We start from the raw sequence: 22,338 nt of genomic DNA on the forward strand, positions 1-22,338 counted from the left end.
TGATTCCTGATTTAACGGGCGCGCCTGGCGCGTCCCTCACGCCCTTACAGACCATGTCCACACAAGCCACTTTGTTCGACCCCACCGATCCGGCCGCCAGTGCGGCCGCCACACCGCCGGCACCGCCGGCGCCACCGGCACCGCCAGCACCGCCGGCCGGCGACGACGACGCCCTGACCCTGTCGACCTTCGCCGAGCGCGCCTACCTCGACTACGCCGTCTCGGTCGTCAAGGGCCGCGCGCTGCCCGACGTCACCGATGGCCAGAAGCCGGTGCAGCGACGCATCCTGTTTGCCATGAACGAGCTGGGCCTGGGCCCGACTGCCAAGCCGCGTAAATCGGCAGCGGTGGTGGGCGACGTGCTGGGCAAATTGCACCCGCACGGCGACCAGTCGGTGTACGACGCGCTGGTGCGCATGGCGCAGGATTTTTCGCTGCGCTATCCCCTCATCGATGGCCAGGGCAACTTCGGCTCGCGCGATGGCGACGGCGCCGCCGCCATGCGCTACACCGAAGCGCGCCTGACACCCATCGCCAAGCTGTTGATGGATGAAATCGACCAGGGCACGGTCGACTTTCAGCCGAACTACGACGGCTCGACGACGGAACCCAAAACCCTGCCGGCGCGGCTGCCGATGGTGCTGCTCAATGGCGCCTCCGGCATTGCGGTGGGCCTGGCCACTGAAATCCCCTCGCACAACCTGAGCGAAGTGGCGCAGGCGGCGGTGGCGATGATCCGCAATCCCAAGCTCACCCACGCCGAACTGATGGCCATCATCCCCGGCCCCGACTTCCCCGGTGGCGGCCAGATCATCACCCCGGCAGCGCAGATCGCCGACATGTATGCCAGCGGCCGTGGCAGCATGAAGGTGCGGGCGCGCTGGAAGATCGAAGAGCTGGCGCGCGGCCAGTGGCAGGCGGTGGTGACGGAACTGCCGCCCGGCGTGTCGTCGCAAAAGGTGCTGGAAGAAATCGAAGAACTGACCAATCCCAAGATCAGGCTGGGCAAGAAGGCGCTGTCGCCCGAGCAGACCACCTTGAAACAGACCATCCTCGGCTCGCTCGACGCCATCCGTGACGAATCGGGCCGCGAGGCGGCGGTGCGGCTGGTATTCGAACCGAAATCGAAGAACCAGGACCAGACCGAATTCATGCTCATGCTGCTGGCGCACACCTCGCTGGAATCGTCCAATTCGATCAACCTGGTGATGATCGGCATCGATGGGCGTCCCCGTCAGAAGGGCTTGTCGAGCATTCTGCAGGAGTGGGTCGAGTACCGCTTTGACACGCTGCGCCGGCGCACCGTGTTCAGGCTGGCCAAGGTCGATGACCGCATCCATATTCTGGAGGGGCGCGAAGCGGTCCTGCTCAATATCGACAAGGTGATCGCCATCATCCGCAATGCGGACGAGCCGAAACAGGCGCTGATCGACGAATTTCGCCTGTCCGAGCGGCAGGCCGAAGACATCCTGGAAATCCGCCTGCGCCAGCTGGCGCGACTGGAAACCATCAAAATCGAGCAGGAGCTGGCCGCGCTGCGCAAGGAAAAAGCGGGACTGCAGGATATTCTCGACAACCCTGCCACCATGAAGCGCCTGATCATCCGCGAGATCGAGCTCGATGCCAAGACCTTTGGCGATGCGCGCCGCACGCTGATCGAAGAAGCGCAAAAAGCGGTCGCCGAGCAAAAGGTGGTCGACGAGCCGGTCACCGTGGTGGTGTCCGAAAAGGGCTGGGTGCGTGCGCGCACCGGCATCGGCCACGATGCCGCCCTGTTCACCTTCAAGGCTGGTGACGCCATCTACAGCGCCTTTGAGTGCCGCACGGTCGACACCCTGCTGGCCTTTGGTGACAACGGCAAAGTCTATTCGGTGCCGGTGACGGCGCTACCGGGCGCGCGCGGCGATGGCGTGCCGATTACCGCCCTGGTCGACCTGACCGGCGGCGCCCGCATCCTCCATTATTTTGCCGGAGCGGCCACCACCAGCCTGGTGCTGGCGACCTCGAACGGCTACGGCTTCGTCACCAAGGCGGGCGACATGGTCAGCCGCTTAAAAGGGGGCAAATCGTTTATCACCCTCGATAGTGGCGCGACCCTGCTGGCACCACGCGTGGTGCCGGATCAGGCCGGCGCGCTGGCCTGTTTATCGGAGAAGGGGCGGGTGCTGGTGTTCGGCATGGATGAAATGAAGGCGCTCACCAACGGCGGGCGCGGCGTCATTCTGATGGAACTCGAGCCAAAGGAAACCCTGCTGGCGGTGCAACCGATCAACCAGCGCGGCGTCAACGTCATCGGCACCTGGGCCGGCGCCAAGCCGAGAACGGTGGAACTGTTTGCCAGCGGTCTGGAGCCGCACTTTGGCAAGCGCGCGCGCAAGGGCAAGGCGCTGGTGCAAAAGGTCAAGGCGGTGACGCTGGCGATGCGCACCACCGAGTCCGACTAAACAGGCAAGTGGCGGGGGCAGCGCTGCTGTCAAGCTCGCCACGTTTCTGCCGACGAAAAAAAGGACAGCGGGCCCTGTAATGCCGTTCAGTTAAGGATTCTTTCTTAGAACTCGGGTGGTGTAGCGGTTTGGTTTTGCCTTGACGACCCGGTCGAATTTTCGATCGGGCCGTTCGTCATTCAAGAGGCTAACCAGCCTTTCGCGCAAGTGCTTCATGGATGCGGGAAGCTTGCCATACGAGCGCGTCACAGCTGCCCAGTGCAACTCGAACTGGATCAGGTGGAAGGCTCGGATGAAGCTCACTTCCATCGGATCGCATTTGACCGTCAGTGCCGCTTTGGCGATCTCGAGCCGCACCAAGTTGTAGGCGATAAGAGTGCCCCAGATTTCCTGATACACACCGTCTACCGTCTTGGAACGCAGTGTCAGCGCTGCCCCCCAGCATCGTTTGCTTTAGTTGCCGGTAACTCGTCTCGATGCCCCAGCGCCTCTCGTAGCAACGACCAATGTCGGATGGCTTGTAGCGCCGCCGGTCGCTCAATGAGGTAAGCAAGATGCGCTTGCGTGCTTGTCCGTCGATCACGGTAATGGCACGCGCCTGCCAGAATTCCGGCAGTTCTGCGCACTTGGCGCGCGCTTGCGGCGACACGCGCATGCGAACCGTGCAATCGCTTTCGCCGCCTTCGATCACTTCCCATTTCGTATTCGATTTGGCCGGAATGATGAAGTGGCGATCAGTGCCGTGCCGCGTGAGCGTGCACAATATTTCCGCCGACAGACATCCGCGGTCGAAGACCGTGAGCGATTCATTCGGTATGCCCGCGATCAACTGCTTCGCATACAGCATGTCATTGGTGCCGTATGGACCAGACGCTGCGCTATGGACAATATGCGTGGGCAGCGAAGTGACCGTCACGCCCCGTACTTGTGGGTAGCTGGCGATGGCGCCACTGGAATACTCTTGGGCGCCAAAATGGTCTCGATGTTCGACATTGTCATGGGTACGCAACGTGGTGCCGTCCATGGCGAACAGTTGCAGCCCCTTGAAAATATAAGCGCGACGATCTTGCTCGCTCCAGTGCCGTGCCGAATGATCGAACAGCCACTTGAGTGGTTCAGATCCAACTCGCTGACGCGCCTGTGCCGCCGCGCTCTTGCTGACAAATGGCGTTGGCGAATCCGGTATTGCCAAGCCGAGGTCGTCGGGCACCTCGCCGATCGATTTGTGCCGGTACAGTGCCAACGCGATCATCAGCCACACCACCTGTTCGGCCGGAAGCCGGCGGTGGCGAATACTGGTTGCCTCGGTTCGTGCGATCGCTTGTTCAATCTACTCGACAGGCAAATGCTCGCCCAGCCTGCGCCAATCGGGCGCTTCCAGGTGATTGGCAAGGAAGTGAAGAGTGTCGTCGAAGATTGCCGACGAAGGTTAACAGCGTAGTTTGCTGTTTACAAGAAAAAAATGCCGTTCAGTCTTAACTGAACGGCATTACAGCGGGCGCTGTCCTTTTTTACTACGCGACTGCGAATTACTTGGCAGCGTCTTTCTTCACATCGGCAGCGGCTTCTGCTTTCTTTTCGGTGGTCTTGGCGGCGGCGATGGTTTTGTCTTTCTTGGCTTCGGCAGCGACTTTTTCCACTTTGGCGTCGGCTTTGGCGACGGTTTTTTCTGCTTTCAGATCGGCCTTGGCCATTTTTTCGTCGGCTTTGGCGCCGGCTTTCATTTTGTCTGCCGGGTCAGCTTTGGCGACGTCAGCGGCAGCATCGGCTTTCTTGTCGGCTGCTTTGGCAGTCGCTTTGGCTTTCTTTTCACCCGCTTTGGCATGCGCCTTGCTCATTTTTTCGTCAGCTTTGGCATCGACTTTGGCTTCGGCAACTTCAGCCTTGACGATTTTTTCGTTGGCTTTGGCTTCAACCTTGGTTGCTGGCGCCATGGCTGGCGTTGCGGTCTGAGCGTAGACCGACGTAGCGAACAAACCGGCGATCAGGGTAGCGAGTACTTTATTCATGGTAATTCCTTTAATGATGATTGGAGAGGACTAGTTGGGACGTTACGGGCCAAGCCTTCTCAGGCGTGAGTCCTATCGTCTTCTTTCATTTCTCGTCCGAAAACTTTCGTCTAGGAACGAACTCAGAATATGACGTTATAACAAGAGAGTCTGTACGCTATCGCACGTTGTTTCGCCTCCTGTTACACCATTAACGAGTGCCCTTAATCATTGGTTGACAGGAACTAGACAGATTTTTTTTGGGGCTGACGGCCCCCTATTTGCGGGGCGCGTACAGGTCGATCACGCTGCTGATGGCGGCCTGGCAAACCTTACAGAACTGTTCACTGCGGTCGAACATGATGCACTGCATTTCCGAGCGGTAGTAGCCGCTGGCCTGGTAATTGGCGCCTTCGAATGCCCCCACTGTGTGGCGTTCGGCGGCGCTGGCGAACAGCGCGTTCGAGCGCGCCAGGTCTTCGGCAAACAGCGCACTCATTTCCCTTTCCGGCCGGTTGGCGGCGCGCAGCGCCGCGCGGCGCGCCTGGTAAGCGCGCGATTCTTCTTCATAGGCCGCTTTCGGCCAGGCGGTGGGCAGGGCGGTGCCCGGTGTGACGAACGCTTGCCATTTGAGTTTGGCCGGCTCGCGCAGGGCGGTGACATTCGGCTCCCACGGTTCAGGTCGCTCGGCGCCCGACTGATAAGCCACTGGCGAGGTGTAGTACTCGTCGGCCAGGCCAGCGAAGTGGTGGCCGAATTCATGGACGAACAAATAATTGGCCCAGTCGTTGCTGGCTGCGGCGGTGCTGAACTGGCCGTAGATGCCGCCGCCGCCGTAGGTGTCGTTGTTGACGAGGATTTCGATGAATTCGTAAGGTGCGTACTGGGCGATGTCGCGCAGGGCGCGGTTATCCAAGGTCAGCACGTAGCGCTCGCTGCCAAAAATATCGTAGCGCGCGCCCAGGCTGGAAGCGTGCTGGACGCCGGTCGATGGCCGCGACACCCCCGATTGCGGGGTCGGCACGGCCATTGCCCACACATTAAAATCGGCGGCGCGTTCCTTGAACGGCGAGACAGTAAACAAATGGTCGGCCAGGCGGTGCGCATCGGCGGCGAATTTTTTCATGTCGGCGGCCGTATAGCCATCGCCAATCACCAACAGATCGACCTTGTCGGGCGACGGCCCGCTCACGCGGATGGGCAGGACGGGCGCCGGCGCCGCTCCCTGCTGCTTGATGACGTCGAGTCCAGCGGCATCGACGTCGACGCTCCACACCAGCGAAAACAGATTGCGCTCATCGCGCTTGAGGATGCGCACCCTGACTGGTTTGCCGGTGGCCGGAAAGCGCACCGACTCGTGAAAACCGCGCGTCAGTTTACTAGCTTCATCGGTGGTTTTCCACTCACCGAACACGGTGGAAAAGCCGCGCGAATAGAGCAGTGCGCCGCTGGCGGCATCGACCACTTCGACGCGGTTGCTGCCGCGCTCGAGGGGATCGAGATTGTGCGCCAGATCACCGGGCCACGGTAAGGGCTCGACCAGCACGCGCTCGATGGCGTAGTGCTCGGTGAGGGCGTTGCCGCTGTGGAGGTAGTCGACGCGGATGGTGGCGGGGGCGGCGGTGGCGGGGGCGGCGGTGGCGGGGGCGGCGGCGGCGGCGGCGGCAACAACGAACAGCGCGCTGGCGCACAGGGCGCGCGAGTAGGAAAAGATCATGGAGGCAATCCGGCGGGTAAAACCGCAGTCTAGCAGTCTGGCTGCGCCGTGAAAATTGGCCGCTGCGCCGTCATGCAAAATTGCGACACGCACCAAAGGTGCCAGCGTGGCCCGGCCAGTCTCCCCCCGAGGCGAACGTCGATCTGACTCGGGTTTGCGTCCCCCTGTGAATCACTGGCTCCGCCAGTGATCCATACCTGATCATCTTTTCGCCTCTAAGCCGGTGTCCCCTTCGCCCCTCACTTCAAACCAAACAAAAGCAGGTTTTCACTTTTGTTTGATTCTATTCACTTCCCCGCATCTGCTGCCCGTTAAACCCCGGCCGGTCATTTTTATACTGGTACAGCGGCAAGCGAATCTGGATCGGCCGGATATCCATCCGCACGTTATAGATCGAATACGCTTCCGATGCCGCCGACATATAGCCGATGCTGTCGCCCACCCGGCTAAAGCGAAACTCGAAGCCGAGATCGGGCTGCAGGCTGCGCGGGCTGCCCAGGGTCAAGCCGATCGCTTCGGGCTGATCGCTGTCGATCAGTTTGCCCATCAGGTCGACCACCGTTGAATTGCCAAGAATGTCGGCAGCAAATAGCGGTTCGCGGTAATACGGTTTGGTGGGATCGAGTTTACCGTCGGCCTTGTCCTGGGCCGGGAAAAACGCACCGGTGGCGATATTAAAACGGTCGCCGGCGTCCAGATAGCTGACCATCGCATTGCTCAAATTGAAGGCACCCGGCTCGGTGCTCGCTTCGTGCAGGTCGATCAGCAGCGCACCCTTGTAGCCGATCACTTCGACGTCGCGGTTGCTCGACACCACCATGGCGGTGTTTTCATCGATGCCCAGGCCCAGTTTATAGCCTTTCTTGAGCATGGCCGGCAGCATGCGGGCGAACCGGCCGCGTACCAGCAAGTGCTGGTCGACGAAGACGTCGTCGCCAATAAAACCCAGGCCAGCGGAAATTTCATGGCCTTCCGCGACGCCCTGCTTGAGGGTGGCCAGCACCGCTTTCGGTTCGTCGAACATGGTGCTGCTCATGATGGCAGCGCCGGCGCTGGAGCCGGCGATCACGCCACCGTTGCGGTACATGTCCCACAAGGCGTCGAGCACCAGCGAATTACTGCCGTCGGGACGGCGCAGCGAACGGGTGATGCGGCTCTGGTCGCCACCGGCAAAATACGCGCCACCGGCCTTGCGCACGGCCGCTGCCAGTTCGGGATCGTCGGCCGCCGCCAGATAGTCGGTACCGGCCAGCTTGACGGCAACCGGAATGAAAAAGGCGTCGGCACCATACTGGTTGAGCAGATCGACGTTGAACTTGGCGGTGGCCTGGGGATTGGCCGACGCCGAAGCAAACACGGCGATGCGGGCGCCCTCGCCGCCCGCCAGGCGCACGATGCGCTCCCAGACGATGGCGTTGTCGGCGCGCAGGGCACCACCGACGATGACGAGCGCGCCCTTCGGTCCAGTGACCACCGGGGTGCCGGACAGGACGCCACTGTCGCTGGCGGCGTCCTTGCCAGTATCGGCAGCAACGGCAGCAACGGCCGCAGTGACGGCGGCCGCCGCCGGCAACGGCGCCGCCACCAGCGCGGCAGCGCTGGCGACGCCGCTAGCCAGGGCGCCGAGCAGCATCGCAATGCGGATCAGATAGGTCGACATCAGGCTTCCTTCAAAAAAACGGGTGAGCTCACGCTCACCCGACGGGTCCCAGCAAAGCACGGCTGCGGCATTGGCGCAGGCCGGAAATGGGGCCACGGGTGTCCTGGAACACGGCTCCGTGTTGCACCGCCGGTTCCACATAGTAGAGTCATAGCCTTCGCCGCCATCATACACATTGTCGTTCGCCTGCGTCGCTGGCGCGCTACGCTTCCTGCATTTTTTTGCTTCCAACGATCAACTATTTTCTAGCGTAGCGGGAATCACGATCACAGACTTGCCTCATCGCAACTATTTCGTTCCCCAATCGACGCATCCAGGTTGTCTGTCAAGTAACTGTTATGCCACACTGTGTGCTCCCTCTCTGTGAACTCACCCACCATGCATGCACAACGTCATCAAATTTCGCGTCCCGAAAGCGGCGGCAATTATCAGCTGAGCAGTTTTCATTTTGGCAAGCCTGGCAGCGGCAAGAAAGTCTACATCCAGGCCGCCCTGCACGCCGATGAAGTGCCCGGCATGCTGGTGGCGCAGTTTTTGCGCACGGCCCTGCTGGCGGCCGAAGCCGATGGCAGCCTGGTGGGCGAAGTGGTGCTGGTGCCGGCCGCCAATCCGCTGGGACTGGCACAAGCGATCATTGGCGCGCCGTTCGGCCGCTTCGACCTGTCGACTGGTACCAACTTCAACCGCACCTACAAGCACGTCGCCGCGGACCTGAAAATCTCGCTGGCCGGCAAGCTGACGGCCGACCCCGCGGCCAACACCGCGCTGGTGCGCCAGCACGCGCTGGCCTCGGTGGCCAGCTGGCATGCCGCCACCGATGCCGAAGCGCTCAAAAAAATCCTGCTGGGCCTGGCCATCGACGCCGATATCGTGCTCGACCTCCATTGCGACAATGAAGCGGTGATCCATCTCTATACCGGCACGCCGCTCGCCGCTGCCATCGCGCCATTGACGGCGCTGCTGCAGGCGCATGCCGTGCTGCTGGCGCTGGAAGCGGGCGAAGAGCCCTTCGATGAAGCCTGCAGCCGCCTGTGGTGGGACCTGGCCGCCCATTTTGGCGAAGCCACGCCCATTCCCATGGCCTGCCTGTCGACCACCGTCGAGTTGCGCGGCGAAATGGATGTCAGCTATGAACTGGCGGCGCACGATGCGCAGGCGCTGATCGCCTTCCTCGCCCACAGCGGCGTCCTCCGGCTGGCGCAACTGCCGCCGCTACCGACGCCGCTGTGCCAACCGACCCCGCTCGAAGGGGTCGAGCCGCTGGTGGCGCCGCATGCGGGCGTGCTGGTGTTGCGCCAGCCGCTGGGCGCAACGCTGGCGGCCGGCACGGCAGTGGCCGACCTGATCGACCCCGTCAGCGGCGCCGTCACCACCGTCTGCAACACGGTGCCGGGGGTGCTGTTCGCCCGCACCGCGCACCGCCACCTGTTGCGCGGCATGGCGATCGGCAAGATCGCCGGCGCCACCGCCTTCCGTGCCGGCAAGCTGCTGAGCCAGTGATCGACCACAGCCCCGCCTACAGCCCCGTCTAAAGCCCCTCCCATGCGACTGCGCCTGCCCAATACCTTCGTTCTCCTGTTCGCCATCCTGGCGATGATCGCCGCCGCCACCTGGCTGGTGCCGGGGGGCCAGTACGATACCCGCCTGGTCAACGGCCGCCAGCTGGTCGACCCGGCCACCTTCCACTATGTCGCCAGCGAGCCGCAGGGCCTGGTGGCGTTGATGATGGCGCCCATCAAGGGTTTTGTCGACGCCGCCCTGATCATCGGCTTCGTGCTGATCGTCGGCGGCGCCTTCGCCGTGCTGCAACAAACCGCCGCCATCGATGCCATGATCGGCGCCGTGGTGCGCGCCCACAGCCGCTCGCCGCTGGTGCGCGCCGCCGTCATCCCCGTTTTCATCACCCTATTTTCACTGGGCGGGGCCACCTTCGGCATGGCCGAAGAGGCGATTCCCTTCATCCTCATCTTCGTGCCGCTGGCGCTGGCGCTGGGCTACGATTCGATCGTCGGCGTCTCGATTCCCTTCGTCGGCTCGCAGGTCGGCTTTGCCGCCGCCTTCATCAACCCGTTCAATGTGGGCGTGGCCCAGGGCATCGCCGGTATCGCACCGTTTTCCGGCATGCGTTACCGCATCATCGTGTGGTGCATCGCCACCGCCGTCACCATCGCCTTCATGATGTGGTACGCCGCCCGCATCAAGCGCCAGCCGCAGCTGAGCCCGACCTGGGCGCTCGACCAGGAAAAACGCCAGCAAGCCACCCCGGCCGCCGCCGCGCTGGTGGTGATGACGGCCCGTCACGCCAGCGTACTGGCACTGTTTGTCAGCAGCCTCGGCGTGATGGTGTACGGCGTGGTCGAGTATCAGTGGGGCGTGGAAGAAATCGCCGCCCTGTTTCTGAGCATGGCGATCCTGATCGGTGTGCTCGGCAAGCTCGGTGCAGATGGCTTCGTCGCCGCCTTTTTGCACGGTGCGCGCGACCTCGTCACCACCGCGCTGGTGATCGCGCTGGCGCGTGGCACCGTCATCCTGGCGCGCGACTCGCACATCATCGGCACCATGCTGCATGCCTTGACGCCGCTGGTGGCATCGGCCTCGCCCATCATCGCCGCCCAAAAGATGTTCGTGATCCAGTCGGTCATCAATTTCTTTATCCACTCGGGCACCGGACAGGCAGCGCTGACCATGCCGATCATGGCGCCGCTGGCTGACCTGGTCGGCGTGAGCCGGCAAACGGCGGTGCTGGCCTTCCAGCTCGGTGAACTGACCACGCCGATGATCCCCACCTCGGGCATCACGGTGGGCGTGCTGGCGCTGGCGCGCATTCCGTGGCTGACCTGGGCACGCTGGATGGTGCCGCTGCAGCTGATCTACCTGGTGATGGCACTGGCCCTGCTGGCGCCACCGGTGCTGATGCACTGGCAGTAGCGCCGTGGCGGTTTACCGCCGAAGCATCACGACAGATAAATATTCGGAAAGTAGCGCTCCATCAGCGTCTCCGGACGCTGCGGCGGACCAAAGCCGAATTTTTCATACAGCCCGGGCGCGCTGCTGGTGGCCAGGGTGAAGCGGCGCAGGCCCTTCAGGCTGGGGTGCGCCATGATGGTGGTGAGCATCTCGCTGGCATAGCCGCGGCCGCGGTACTCGGGCAGCACGAACAGGTCGACCAGGTTGCCAAAGGTGGCGAAATCGGTGACCACGCGGGCAAACGCCACCTGGCGGCCATCGACGAAGCCGCCGAAACACATGGAGTTTTCGATGGCGCGGTCGACCACCGCGCGCGAAATACCGACGGCCCAGCCCGACTGCTCGCTGAGAAAGCGGTAAATCATCGGTACATCGAGTTCGCCGCGGTTGGTACTGATGGTGAGATCCGACATGAGCTTATATCCTGCAAGACTGCAAAAAACCAATTCTACAGCCTTAGCCAGGGGGGGAAGCAGGCTCAGGTGAATGATTTTATGGAATTTTTTGGCGCAGCAAGCGCGGCTTTTTTTCCCTCTGGCAGGCGCTGCCTTGTTTATAATTGCTCCAATTGCCGCGCTCTGGCGCCGCCTTCCCGCTTCCACTCACGCGTCTCCTTACGCATTTAGCAGGCATTTCACATGACAGCACAATTTTCTAACAAGGGCGAAGCCTGGTCGGCGCGCTTTTCCGAACCGGTCTCCGATCTCGTCAAGCGCTACACCGCTTCGGTGTTTTTCGACAAGCGCCTGGCCCTGTTCGACATCGAAGGCTCGCTGGCCCACGCTGAGATGCTGGCGGCGCAAGGCATCATCACGGCAGCCGACCGCGCCGCCATCGATGGCGGCATGGCACAAATTAGAAGTGAAATCGAGGCTGGCACCTTTACCTGGCTGCTCGACCTGGAAGACGTCCACCTGAATATCGAAAAGCGCCTGACCGAACTGGTGGGCGACGCCGGCAAGCGCCTGCACACGGGGCGCTCGCGCAACGACCAGGTCGCCACTGACATCCGCCTGTACGTGCGCGCCGCCATCGACGACATCGTCGCCCTGCTGCAAGCATTGCGCGCTGCCCTGCTCGACCTGGCCGAGCAGCACGCCGACGTCATCCTGCCCGGCTTTACCCACATGCAGGTGGCCCAGCCCATCACCTTCGGTCACCACATGCTGGCTTACGTCGAGATGTTCGGCCGCGACGTCGAGCGCATGCAGGACACCCGCAAACGGGTCAACCGCCTGCCGCTGGGCGCCGCCGCGCTGGCCGGCACCACCTTCCCCATCGACCGCCTGCGCGTGGCCAACACGCTCGGCTTTGACGACGTCTGCCACAACTCGCTCGACGCCGTCTCCGACCGCGATTTCGCCATCGAGTTTTGCGCCGCCTCGTCGGTGCTGATGATGCACGTGTCGCGCATGGCGGAAGAATTGATTATCTGGATGAGCCCGCGCGTCGGCTTCATCGACATCGCCGACCGCTTTTGTACGGGGTCGTCGATCATGCCGCAAAAGAAAAACCCGGACGTCCCCGAACTGGCGCGCGGCAAAACCGGGCGCGTCTATGGCCACCTGATGGGCCTGCTCACCCTGATGAAGGGCCAGCCGCTGGCCTACAACAAGGACAACCAGGAAGACAAGGAACCGCTGTTCGACACCGTCGACACCGTCACCGACACCCTGCGCATCTTTGCCGACATGGCCGGCGGCATCACCGTCAAGCCCGACAATATGCGCGCCGCCGCCCTGCAGGGTTACGCCACCGCCACCGATCTGGCCGACTATCTGGTCAAACAGGGTCTGCCGTTCCGCGATGCCCACGAAGCAGTCGCCCGCGCCGTGCGCGCCTGCGACGCCAGCGGCCTCGATCTGGCCGAAATGAGCCTCGATGCCCTGCAAGCGTTCTCACCGTTGATCGGTGACGACGTCTTTGCCGTGCTGACGCTGGAAGGCTCGGTGGCCGCGCGCGACCACGTCGGTGGTACCGCACCACGCCAGGTGCGGGCGGCGATTGCCCGCGTGCGCAGCGCGCTGGCGGACTAATTCATCAAGCACAGCGAAAGCACAGCGGCCATGTTCCTGTCCCTCTCGCGCGCCATCGACGCGATGAACGAAAAAATCGCCGCCGCCGTCAGCTGGGCGCTGCTGCTGGCGGTGATCGTCTGCGCCGTCAACGCGCTGGTGCGTTACACCTTCAAGATGAGTTCGAACGCCTGGCTGGAAATTCAGTGGTATCTGTTTGCCGCGGTCTTCATGCTGGCGTCGGCGCACACCCTGCGGCGCGACGAACATGTGCGCATCGATGTCATCACCGGCCATTTCAGTAAGCGCACGCAGGTGTGGATCGATGTGGCCGGCTATCTGCTGTTCCTGCTGCCGGTGTGCCTGCTGATTATCTATTACGGCGTGCCCTTCTTTCTGTACTCGCTGCAAACGGCCGAGAGTTCGAGCAGCGCGGGCGGGTTGATCGTCTGGCCGGCCAAGCTCCTGGTGCCGGCCGGCTTCGTGCTGCTGCTGTTGCAGGGCATTTCAGAAATCATCAAGCGCATCGCCTTTCTCGCCGGGCACAGCGACGGCAGCAATTTCGCCAAGCACAGCAGCACGCCGCAAGACGAGATCGACGCCATCAAGGCGGCCAACCAGATTAGCTGAGCAGTCAGCCAATCAATGCGCCGCCCTTGCAATCGCAGCGGCGCGCCAGCGCCACACGAATAAAAAAACCGTCGGGGATTCCATGGAACAATTTGTCATCGCCAATATCGCGCCCATCATGTTTGGCACGCTGGTGATTTTCCTGCTGTCGGGCTTTCCGGTGGCCTTTTCGCTGGCGGCCAACGGCCTGTTCTTTGGCTTCGTCGGCATCGAACTGGGCTTATTAAAACCGGAGTTGCTGCAAGCCTTGCCGAACCGTATTTACGGCATCATGGGCAACGACACCCTGCTGGCGATCCCCTTCTTTACCTTCATGGGTCTGATCCTCGAGCGCTCCGGCATGGCCGAGGATTTACTCGACACCATCGGCCAGCTGTTCGGCCCGATCCGTGGCGGCGTCGCCTATGCCGTCATTTTTGTCGGCGCCCTGCTCGCTGCCACCACCGGCGTGGTGGCGGCGTCGGTCATTTCGATGGGCTTGATTTCGCTGCCCGTGATGCTGCGCTACGGCTACGACAAGCGGCTCGCCGCCGGCGTCATCGCCGCCTCCGGTACGCTGGCGCAAATCATCCCGCCGTCGGTGGTGCTGATCGTCATGGCCGACCAGCTCGGCCGCTCGGTGGGCGATATGTACCGCGCCGCCTTCGTGCCGGGCCTGCTGCTGACGCTGATGTACGCCGCCTATGTGCTGGCGCTGTCGCTGTTCAAACCGGCCTACGTGCCGGCGCTGCCGCTGGAAGCGCGCAATCTGCGCCAGCCGAACGGCGACAGCGGCGCCCTCTCGCTGCTGGCGCTGCTGGTCGTCACGGTCGCCGTCGGCGTGCTGTTCGACAAGGCCTGGGGCGCCAGCCATGCGGCGCTGGCGGCGGACGAACTGGCGATTTTTTCGGCCGCCGTCGCCATTGCCTTCGCCTTCCTCGCCGCCGCCGTCAACCGCCGCCTGCAGCTCGGTCTGCTCTCGCGCATGGCCGAAAAGGTGGTGTTCGTATTGATTCCGCCGCTGGCCCTGATCTTCCTGGTACTGGGCACCATTTTCATTGGCATGGCCACCCCCACCGAAGGGGGCGGCATGGGCGCTGCCGGCGCCATCGTGCTGGCCATTGCCAACCGCCGCCTCTCCTGGAGCCTGCTGCGCCAGGCCATGCATTCGACCACGCGGCTGTCGGCCTTCGTTATTTTCATCCTGATCGGCTCGACCGTGTTTTCGCTGGTGTTCCGCGGCGTCAATGGCGACCTGTGGGTCGAGCACCTGCTCACCAGCCTGCCGGGCGGGGTCAATGGCTTCCTGGTGGTGGTCAACCTGATGTTTTTCGTGCTGGCCTTTTTCCTCGACTTTTTCGAGCTGGCGTTTATCCTGGTGCCGCTGGTCGGCCCGGTGGCGAATAAACTGGGCATCGACCTGATCTGGTTTGGCGTGCTGCTGGGGGTGAACATGCAAACCTCGTTCATGCACCCGCCATTTGGCTTCGCCCTGTTTTATCTGCGTTCGGTGGCGCCCAAGGAAGTCAAGACCAGCGACATTTACTGGGGCGCGATTCCCTTCGTGCTGATCCAGATCGTCATGGTGGCGCTGATCATCGCTTTCCCGCGCCTGGTGTCGATCGAGAAAAAAACCGATATGACCGAGCAGCTCGAACTCAAACTGGACATGCCACAGAGCGAGCTGCCGGCGCCTGGCGATGAACCGGACAACAAGTAACAGGCGCAAAAATATTGTGCTTTTCAGCAACGGTTTTCCCGTGCTACATTCCGATCTTACTTTTTACGGGATCGACCATGCGCACTTTATATGACGTGCTGGGCTTGAGCCGCAGCGCCAGCGCCGCCCAGATCGAAGCGGCCTACCATGGCGCGCTGGCGGCCATGGACGGTGCGGCCGGCAGCGACGATCTCATTCGCGCCAAGGCGATTGGCGAAGCCCATAGCGTGCTGGCCTCGCCCAGCCGGCGCGATGCCTACGATGCGCGCCTGCGGCAAAAGGAAGCAGCGCCGCTGACCGTGGTGGTCGAGACGCCAGCTAGGCGCTGGCCTGTCCTGCTGGCGCTGGCGGCACTGCTCATCGGCGGCATGCTGTATTACCAGGTGCAGGCGCAGCGCGCCGCCACCGAGCGGATGGCGCTGGAAGCGACCAGGGCCAGCGCGGCGGCGGCGGCGGCGGCGCGCCTGGCCGAGGCCGAAGAGGCGCGGCTGGCCGGCCAGGTGCTGGCCGAGCGCGCGCGCGCCGATGCCCAGCGCGCGCAGGAAATTGCCAGCGCGCGGCGCGAGCCCGGCCGCAGCGTCACCATCAGCTATGATCCGGATGGCGGCCTGTCGCCCGAGCGCCGGCGCGAACTGGCCGCCGCCCGCGTCAAGGCGGAACAGCAGCAGGATGAAGTGCTGGCACGCCGCCGCAACCTGGAACAGACGCTCGCCATGCAGCGCGCCCTGGCCATTCCCATCGTCAAGCACTAAGCGCCTGTCCTTGCTCCGCGCTTGCGCAAACACCAACTGTCAAAAGCGCATCGCTCATTAATCGTCATACAATTTAGTGTTGCTGTTCTGCTTCATTTAACACATTTCTGCATATCAATCTAAAATGCCGTTTGGCATCTAGCCTGGCCTGCTCTACGATTCTCCGTAACGGTTCAATCAAGTAGACAGGTGCAATATGGCAGTGATCGAAACGACAGCCGACCGTCCCGCGGCCGAGCTGGCAGCAGAGACGGCGGCGCCGCTGGTGTCCGACCAGGCGGCCAGCGCCGCGCTGGCAGTGGGCGCCGCCGCCCTGCTGGCGGCCTGCGGCGGCGGCGGCGGCGCCGCCGCACCTGGCACGGCGGGCACGGCGGGCACGCCAGCCCCCACCACACCGGTGCCGGAAGCGGTGACGGCGGTGACGGCGTCGCGCTTCCTGGCGCAAGCGTCGATGGGCGCAACGCGCGATCACATCAGCCGCGTCCAGGCCATCGGTTATGCCGCCTGGATCGATGAGCAGATGGCGCTGGCGCCGTCGACGTCGCGCTGGGACTGGATGGTCTCGAAGGGCTTTGATGCGATCGCCAACCAGTTCAGCGAAGCGGGGGCCGACGCCGCCATCTGGAAAAAAATGCTGTCTTCACCGGACACCTTGCGCCAGCGCGTCACCTTTGCCCTGTCGGAAATCCTGGTCACCTCGATCTCCGGCTTTAGCGGCGGCTGGAACGCGTTTTCGGCAGCGGCCTGGCTCGACTTGCTGGAAGCGCAAGCCTTCGGCAATTACCGCACGCTGCTGGGACAAGTCTCGGTCAGCGCGCCGATGGGCGAATATCTGACGTTCCGCGGCAACGTCAAGTTCAACCCCAGTACCGGCGCCATGCCCGACGAAAACTACGCGCGTGAAATCATGCAGTTATTCACCATCGGGCTGGTGCAACTGAACCAGGATGGCACGCCCAAGCTGGCCGCCGGCGTGCCGCAAGAAACCTACACGCTCGACGACATTGGCGGGCTGGCCCGGGTGTTTACGGGCTGGAACTACGACATGACGGCCACCACCAACACGGTGCCGGAATTTAAACGCCGGCCCCTGACGATGACCGCCAGCCGTCACGAAACGGGCAGCAAGGTATTCCTGGGCACCACCATCGCCGCCGGTACCAGCGGCGAAGAGAGCCTGCGGCTGGCCCTCGACGCCCTGTTCGCCCATCCCAACATCGCCCCGAATATCAGCCGCCAGTTGATCATGCGGCTGGTTACCAGCAATCCCAGCGCCGCCTACGTCGGCCGCATCGCCGCCGTGTTCAGCAACGATGGCAGCGGCGTCAAGGGTAATCTGAAAGCGGTGGTCAAGGCCATCCTGCTCGACGATGAAGCGCGTGCCAGCGCCAAACTGAGCGACCCCGCCTTTGGCAAGCAGCGCGAACCGATTATGCGGCTCGCTGGCTGGGCGCGCGCCACCGGCGCCACCTCGACGGCTGACGCCTGGACCGTCGGCAACACCTCCGATCCCGCCACCCGGCTGGCGCAAAGCCCGCTGCGCTCGGGCAGCGTTTTCAATTTCTTCCGGCCCGGCTATGCACCGCCCAACAGCGCGGTGGGCACGGCCGGCCTGGTGGCGCCGGAGTTTCAGATCACCAATGAGTCTAGCGTAGTCGGCTACCTCAATTACCTGCAAGGGGTGGTCAAAAACGGTGCCGGCGACGTCAAGTCGACCTATCCGGCGCTGCTGCCGCTGGCCGACAGCGCCGCCAGCCTGGTCGATGAACTCAATGTGGTGCTGGCCGCCGGCCAGCTGTCGGCCAGCACCACCACCCTGATCAGCACGGCCTTGAGCGGCATGACGGCCGGCACCGATGCGGCGCGCCTGAACCGCATCTATGCCGCCCTGGTGCTGGTCATGGCCGCGCCCGAATACATCATTCAAAAGTAGAACGCCATGTCCAATCACGATTTTCCCGTGCGCGCCAACGCTTCGCGCCGTGCCTTTCTCAAGCGGGCGTCGGCGCTGTCGGTGGCCGGCGTGGCGGCGCCGTGGGCGCTCAATCTGGCGGCGATGGCCGATGCGTCCGCTGCCGGCGCCACCGACTACAAGGCGATGGTCTGCATTTTCCTGTACGGCGGCAATGACTACGCCAACACCGTCACCCCGTATGACCTGCCCAGCTACACCGCCTACCAGGCCATGCGTCCCAGCTTTGCGCATACCCGCGCCAATCTGGCAGCCACCGCGCTCAACCCAGCCCAGCCCAGCCTCGACAGCGCCGGCGTCGCCCACCAGTACGCGCTGGCGCCCAATCTGGCGCCGCTGATGCCGCTGTTCGATGGCGGCCAGCTGGGCGTGCTGCTCAATATCGGCACCCTGGTGCAGCCCACCACCAAGGCGCAGTACCAGAACAAGTCGGTCAAGCTGCCGGCCAAGCTGTTTTCGCACAATGACCAGCAATCGACCTGGCAATCGTCGGCACCGGAAGGGGCGCTGTCCGGCTGGGGCGGGCGCATCGGCGACCTGTTCGAGAGCGGCAACACCAGTTCAACCTTCACCTGCGTCAACGTGTCGGGCAATGCGGTCTTCATGTCGGGCAATTCAGCGGTGCAGTACCAGGTGTCGACCAATGGCTCGGTGCCCCTGAATGGCCTGAAGTCCGCCCTGTTTGGTTCGTCCGCCGCCACCGAAGCGCTGCGTACCCTGATCACCCAGCCGCGCAGCCACCTGCTCGAAGCGGAATACAACCGCGTGGCCAAGCGTTCGGTCGACGCCGACACCACCCTGACGAGCGCACTGGCTGCCACGCCGGCGCTGACCACCGCCTTTCCCACCCCGAACAACCTGGCCGACCAGCTCAAGATGGTGGCCCGCATGATCGCCGCCGCCCCCGCGCTGGGCGCCAAGCGCCAGGTGTTTTTCGTCTCGCTGGGCGGCTTCGACACCCACGATTCGATGGCCACCACCCACCCCACCCTGATGAAAAACCTCGCCAACGCCATGGCAGCGTTTTATCAGAGCACGGTGGAACTGGGCGTGGCGGCCAATGTCACCACGTTTACGGCCTCCGATTTTGGCCGCACCATGGTCGGCAACAACGACGGTTCCGACCATGGCTGGGGCAGCATGCACTTTGTCATGGGCGGCGCCGTCAAGGGCAAGACCCTGTATGGCACCGCCCCCGTGGTGGCCAACAATGGCGCCGACGACGTGGGCCAGGGCCGGCTGCTGCCGACCACCTCGGTCGAGCAGCTGGCCGCCACCCTCGGCTCGTGGATGGGGGTATCCGACAGCAACCTGTTGACACTGCTGCCGAATCTGAGCAACTACAACCTCAGCGCCCGCAAAATGGGATTCGTATGAGCCGCCGCATCCTGCCCCAGGTGACGGCCATGCTGCTGGCGACAGCCAACCCGGCGATGGCGCAAACGGCGCAGCGGCCGGCGCCGAACGACATGCTCAAGGTGGCCGACTCGTCGACCAGCGCCATGCTCGCCACGCTCGAGCGCAGCGTCGAAGCGCAGCTGGGCGCCCAGCTCAATAGCGCCGAGCGGCCGGAGACGGCCGAGCGCATCGCCGGGTTTAAGAAAAACCTGTTCGATGCACTGCGCAAGCGCGGCTTCACGGCCGAGCAGAGCATGCAGATCGTGGTGGCCACGCCGCTGCCGGCGGTGGGGCGCTAAGCTGACGGGTGCAGCAAGCGGCGCAGCTGCGCCGCCTGGTAGGCGCCCACGCTGTCGTTGAACAGGCAGCGGATCAGCGGATCGTCGACGATGTCGGCATCCTTCAAATCGTGTTCGGCGGCGGCGTCGAACACGGCGTCGTTGACGCGCAGGTAGAGCGAGGTCAGGGACTCCCCCAGCGCCAGCGCCGCATACACTTTGGACAGTGCCACCTCGGTCAGCCAGCCGACGGCCGGCGCGTTCGCATCGGCTGCCAGCAAGGCAATGGTATCGCCCTCGATCAGGTAATCGAACTGGCGCATGGCGCCCTGCTGATCGTACAGACGCAGGCACCAGTGGCGGCGCTGCTGGAAATAGCTGTCCTGCGGCAGTTCCATGGCACGGTAGGTGGCCAGCAAGCCTTCCGTGCAAAACGCCAGCACCTGCGCTGTCTGCGCGCCGTCGAGCGCGGCAAAGCGGCGCGCAATCGACGCCGTCGATGGCACCGGCGCGGCGGGGCGAAAATCAAAGTCGATCTCTTGCGGGCCGATGGGCTGCACCCACGCCAGCGGCGGCGCCGCCGTGATGCCGGCGGCATCGAGCCGCAGCGCCACCCCGGGGTTCATGCGCACGATGGCAATGGCCGGCAGCGCCGCCGTCACGGCGTGCGCAAATTCCCGGTAACTCATGGGGAACATGGCGTGGTTGTACCACGACCAGTCTTCCTGCACGAACTGGCACGAGCTGGGCACGACAAAACGGGGAGCAAGCGCGCGCAGCTGGTCGATCCAGTCGTCCGGCAGGCCGGGCAGGTGTGGCGCCGCGCGCGACGGCGCGATCACGGCCAGCTCGCGCATCGGCTGGAATGGCCACAGCACCATGTCCCACGGGCCGTCGGCGGCCAGCTCGGCGACGACGTCGTCGGCGATCCAGGCGTCGACGACGTTGAGCACCTGCATGCCAGCGGCGCGCACCTGGAACATGGCGTCGACATCGGCATCGAGCGCTTCGCGCGCGGTCACCTCGATGGCGCCTATGGTCACGGCAACGTTCAGCGCCAGCCGGTGCACCTGCGTAAAACCGAGCTGGCCCAGCATGGCGAACAGTTCGTCGAACAGGCAGTACATATAGAGCGGGGTGGCGCGATCGAGCAGGGCCAGGCTGTCGAGCGAACAGTGATCGTCGTGCAGGTGCGAGATGAAGATGGCGTCGAGCCGCAGTCCGGCGATGGCGTGAACGTCGAAGCGCACCGCCGGAAATGCATGGCAGTTGCGGCTGAACGGATTTTCAAATACCGGGTCGAAAGCGATGCGGGTGGCGCCTGACTCGAACAGGTAGCCGGCGTGCAGGATGCGGGAAATCAGAAGGCTCATGGCGGCAGTATAGACGCAGCGACGGCGCGGTACCGACCAGGGCGTCGCCACATCGTGGCCGTCGCATCGCAAAATCGTCGTGACGACGCCACAGCGGCAGCTATCATGGAGCGCCAGCGCACAGAAGGCCGCGCTAAAATCGCCCATCCTACGGCCATCTCAACGAAAGACCGCCATGACCGACCTGCCCGCCGTAGTCCGCCTGCTCGCCAACAAGCGCTCGCTGCGCATCGAAATTGCCCCGAAAAGCCTGTTCCTGATCGTCGCCCTGGTGGTGGGCCTGGCCCTGCTGACGCAGCTGGTGCCGGTGATCCTGGTGCTGGTGGTGGCGCTGATGCTGGTGGGGACGCTCAATCCGGCGGTCGACGCGCTGGAAAAGCGCCGTCTCAAGCGCACGCCGGCCATCTTCATCGTGTTCTTCGCCGTGCTGGTGGCAATCGCGCTGCTGCTGGTGTTTACCGTGCCGGCCATCGTCGAACAGGTGGCCAGCCTGATCAAACAGGAGCCGCAGCTGCGCGCCAGGCTGGTGGCTTTCCTGGCCAGCTATCCGCTGACGGCGACGCTGGCCAGCACCGTCCACAGTTTTCAGTATGCGGCCGTGTTCAAGTCGTTCGGCTCGCAGGCGCTGGTGCTCTCGCGCGACCTGCTGGAAATCGTCGCTTACGGCGCCGGTGCCTTCTTCCTGGCGCTGTACATCATGATCGACCGCGACCGCCTGCGCGGCGCCCTGTTTGCCGCCGTGCCGCGCGCCCACCACATCAAGCTCTCGCGCATCCTGCTGCGCCTCGAGGTGATCGTCGGCGGCTATGTGCGCGGCCAGATCATCACCTGCGCGCTGATGGGCAGCTTCCTGTTCATCGTCCTCACCGCCACCGGCGTGCCGAATGCGCTGGCGATTGCCGCCTTCGGTGGCATTGCCGATGTGCTGCCCTTCGTCGGTATTTTCATGACCATGATTCCGGCCGTGTGCGCGGCGCTGGCAGTGAGCTCGGTGGCGGCGACCATCGTGCTGGTGCTGCTGCTGTGCTACGAAGAATTTGAAAGCCGGGTGCTGGTGCCGCTGGTGTACGGGCGCGCGCTGCGCTTGCCATCGTCGATCGTGCTGTTCGCCCTGATCACTGGCGGCAGCCTGTATGGCATCGCCGGCGCCCTGCTGGCGCTGCCGGTGGCGGCGGCGCTGTTGATGCTGGTGGAGGAGTTAAAAGTGGGGCTGCCGGGCGAAGTGGCGCAGCAGTCCGACCGCGTCACCGCGCGCAGCGACCATGTGGGCGAGGCCGAATACCTGCGCCGCACCGACGGCATGGGCGCCGAGCAGGCCGCCGCCGTCGCCACTGAAATGACGACGGCGCGCGCGGCACAGGAAAAAGAAGAGGTCAAGCAGCAGGAAGCGGAAAACGCGGCGCTGACCGCCGCTGACGCGGCCACGCCGGCAAAGCCTGCCTGAG

16 protein-coding genes and 1 pseudogene are annotated in these 22,338 nt (G+C 63.7%); 11 read left to right on the forward strand and 6 right to left on the reverse strand.

From position 1 onward, the window contains the following. The first annotated feature begins 53 nt into the window (after nucleotides 1-53). A complete protein-coding gene (gene parC, locus ACP7BZ_RS16440; protein WP_426115041.1) occupies nucleotides 54-2,444 on the forward strand; it encodes a DNA topoisomerase IV subunit A in 2,391 nt (796 codons plus the stop codon). 90 nt (nucleotides 2,445-2,534) lie between these two features. Here the strand turns inward: parC and ACP7BZ_RS16445 are convergent. The 4 genes and pseudogenes from ACP7BZ_RS16445 to ACP7BZ_RS16460 form a co-directional block, all read right to left on the reverse strand. Next, nucleotides 2,535-3,861, reverse strand: a pseudogene (locus ACP7BZ_RS16445) (IS4 family transposase). A 112-nt stretch (nucleotides 3,862-3,973) separates the two neighbouring features. Beyond that, nucleotides 3,974-4,453, reverse strand: a complete 480-nt coding sequence (locus tag ACP7BZ_RS16450; protein ID WP_426115043.1) for a hypothetical protein — start codon at nucleotides 4,451-4,453, stop codon at nucleotides 3,974-3,976. 256 nt (nucleotides 4,454-4,709) lie between these two features. Beyond that, nucleotides 4,710-6,149 (reverse strand): M64 family metallopeptidase, encoded by a 1,440-nt coding sequence (locus ACP7BZ_RS16455; RefSeq protein ID WP_426115045.1) that lies wholly within the window; start codon nucleotides 6,147-6,149, stop codon nucleotides 4,710-4,712. A gap of 283 nt (nucleotides 6,150-6,432) precedes the next feature. Beyond that, a complete protein-coding gene (locus tag ACP7BZ_RS16460) occupies nucleotides 6,433-7,809 on the reverse strand; it encodes a cyanophycinase (protein WP_426115047.1) in 1,377 nt (458 codons plus the stop codon). A gap of 378 nt (nucleotides 7,810-8,187) precedes the next feature. Here ACP7BZ_RS16460 and ACP7BZ_RS16465 point away from each other — a divergent pair, with 378 nt between their 5' ends. Together ACP7BZ_RS16465 and ACP7BZ_RS16470 are read left to right on the forward strand one after the other, a co-directional pair. Next, nucleotides 8,188-9,309 carry a succinylglutamate desuccinylase/aspartoacylase family protein gene (locus tag ACP7BZ_RS16465; RefSeq protein WP_426115049.1) on the forward strand — a complete coding sequence of 374 codons (1,122 nt, stop codon included), beginning with the start codon at nucleotides 8,188-8,190 and terminating at the stop codon, nucleotides 9,307-9,309. Nucleotides 9,310-9,351: 42 nt separating this feature from the next. Then, a complete protein-coding gene (locus tag ACP7BZ_RS16470) occupies nucleotides 9,352-10,737 on the forward strand; it encodes a YfcC family protein (RefSeq protein WP_426115052.1) in 1,386 nt (461 codons plus the stop codon). Between the two features lie 26 nt (nucleotides 10,738-10,763). Here ACP7BZ_RS16470 and ACP7BZ_RS16475 read toward each other — a convergent pair whose 3' ends face one another. Beyond that, nucleotides 10,764-11,189: a GNAT family N-acetyltransferase gene (locus tag ACP7BZ_RS16475; RefSeq protein WP_426115055.1), complete on the reverse strand. Its 426-nt coding sequence runs from the start codon at nucleotides 11,187-11,189 to the stop codon at nucleotides 10,764-10,766. Nucleotides 11,190-11,414: 225 nt separating this feature from the next. Between ACP7BZ_RS16475 and argH the strand changes: the two genes are divergently transcribed. From argH to ACP7BZ_RS16510, 7 genes are all read left to right on the forward strand, one after another. Continuing rightward, nucleotides 11,415-12,812: an argininosuccinate lyase gene (argH, locus tag ACP7BZ_RS16480; RefSeq protein WP_426115058.1), complete on the forward strand. Its 1,398-nt coding sequence runs from the start codon at nucleotides 11,415-11,417 to the stop codon at nucleotides 12,810-12,812. Between the two features lie 30 nt (nucleotides 12,813-12,842). After that, entirely contained in the window at nucleotides 12,843-13,421 is a 579-nt protein-coding gene (locus ACP7BZ_RS16485; RefSeq protein WP_426115060.1) for a TRAP transporter small permease subunit, read from the forward strand. Nucleotides 13,422-13,503: 82 nt separating this feature from the next. Continuing rightward, nucleotides 13,504-15,120: a TRAP transporter large permease gene (locus ACP7BZ_RS16490; protein WP_426115062.1), complete on the forward strand. Its 1,617-nt coding sequence runs from the start codon at nucleotides 13,504-13,506 to the stop codon at nucleotides 15,118-15,120. A gap of 77 nt (nucleotides 15,121-15,197) precedes the next feature. Continuing rightward, nucleotides 15,198-15,872 carry a hypothetical protein gene (locus tag ACP7BZ_RS16495; RefSeq protein WP_426115064.1) on the forward strand — a complete coding sequence of 225 codons (675 nt, stop codon included), beginning with the start codon at nucleotides 15,198-15,200 and terminating at the stop codon, nucleotides 15,870-15,872. A 196-nt stretch (nucleotides 15,873-16,068) separates the two neighbouring features. Next, entirely contained in the window at nucleotides 16,069-17,805 is a 1,737-nt protein-coding gene (locus ACP7BZ_RS16500) for a DUF1800 domain-containing protein (RefSeq protein WP_426115066.1), read from the forward strand. 6 nt (nucleotides 17,806-17,811) lie between these two features. Then, a complete protein-coding gene (locus ACP7BZ_RS16505) occupies nucleotides 17,812-19,221 on the forward strand; it encodes a DUF1501 domain-containing protein (RefSeq protein WP_426115068.1) in 1,410 nt (469 codons plus the stop codon). Next, on the forward strand, nucleotides 19,218-19,541 hold the full coding sequence (locus ACP7BZ_RS16510) for a hypothetical protein (RefSeq protein ID WP_426115070.1): 324 nt from the start codon (nucleotides 19,218-19,220) through the stop codon (nucleotides 19,539-19,541). The genes ACP7BZ_RS16505 and ACP7BZ_RS16510 overlap by 4 nt, the downstream gene beginning before the upstream one ends. Here ACP7BZ_RS16510 and ACP7BZ_RS16515 read toward each other — a convergent pair. Further along, the gene (locus ACP7BZ_RS16515) at nucleotides 19,538-20,893 is read right to left on the reverse strand and encodes an MBL fold metallo-hydrolase (protein WP_426115072.1); all 1,356 of its coding nucleotides are present in this window, start codon (nucleotides 20,891-20,893) and stop codon (nucleotides 19,538-19,540) included. The two genes, ACP7BZ_RS16510 and ACP7BZ_RS16515, sit on opposite strands and share 4 nt — an antisense overlap. A 175-nt stretch (nucleotides 20,894-21,068) precedes the next feature. On the opposite strand from ACP7BZ_RS16515, the gene ACP7BZ_RS16520 reads away from it, so the two are divergent. Then, nucleotides 21,069-22,337, forward strand: a complete 1,269-nt coding sequence (locus ACP7BZ_RS16520) for an AI-2E family transporter (protein ID WP_426115074.1) — start codon at nucleotides 21,069-21,071, stop codon at nucleotides 22,335-22,337. Nucleotide 22,338: the final 1 nt, after the last annotated feature.

The sequence above is a fragment of the Massilia sp. PWRC2 genome (assembly GCF_049896725.1).
Taxonomy (GTDB): Bacteria; Pseudomonadota; Gammaproteobacteria; order Burkholderiales; family Burkholderiaceae_D; genus JAFCUW01.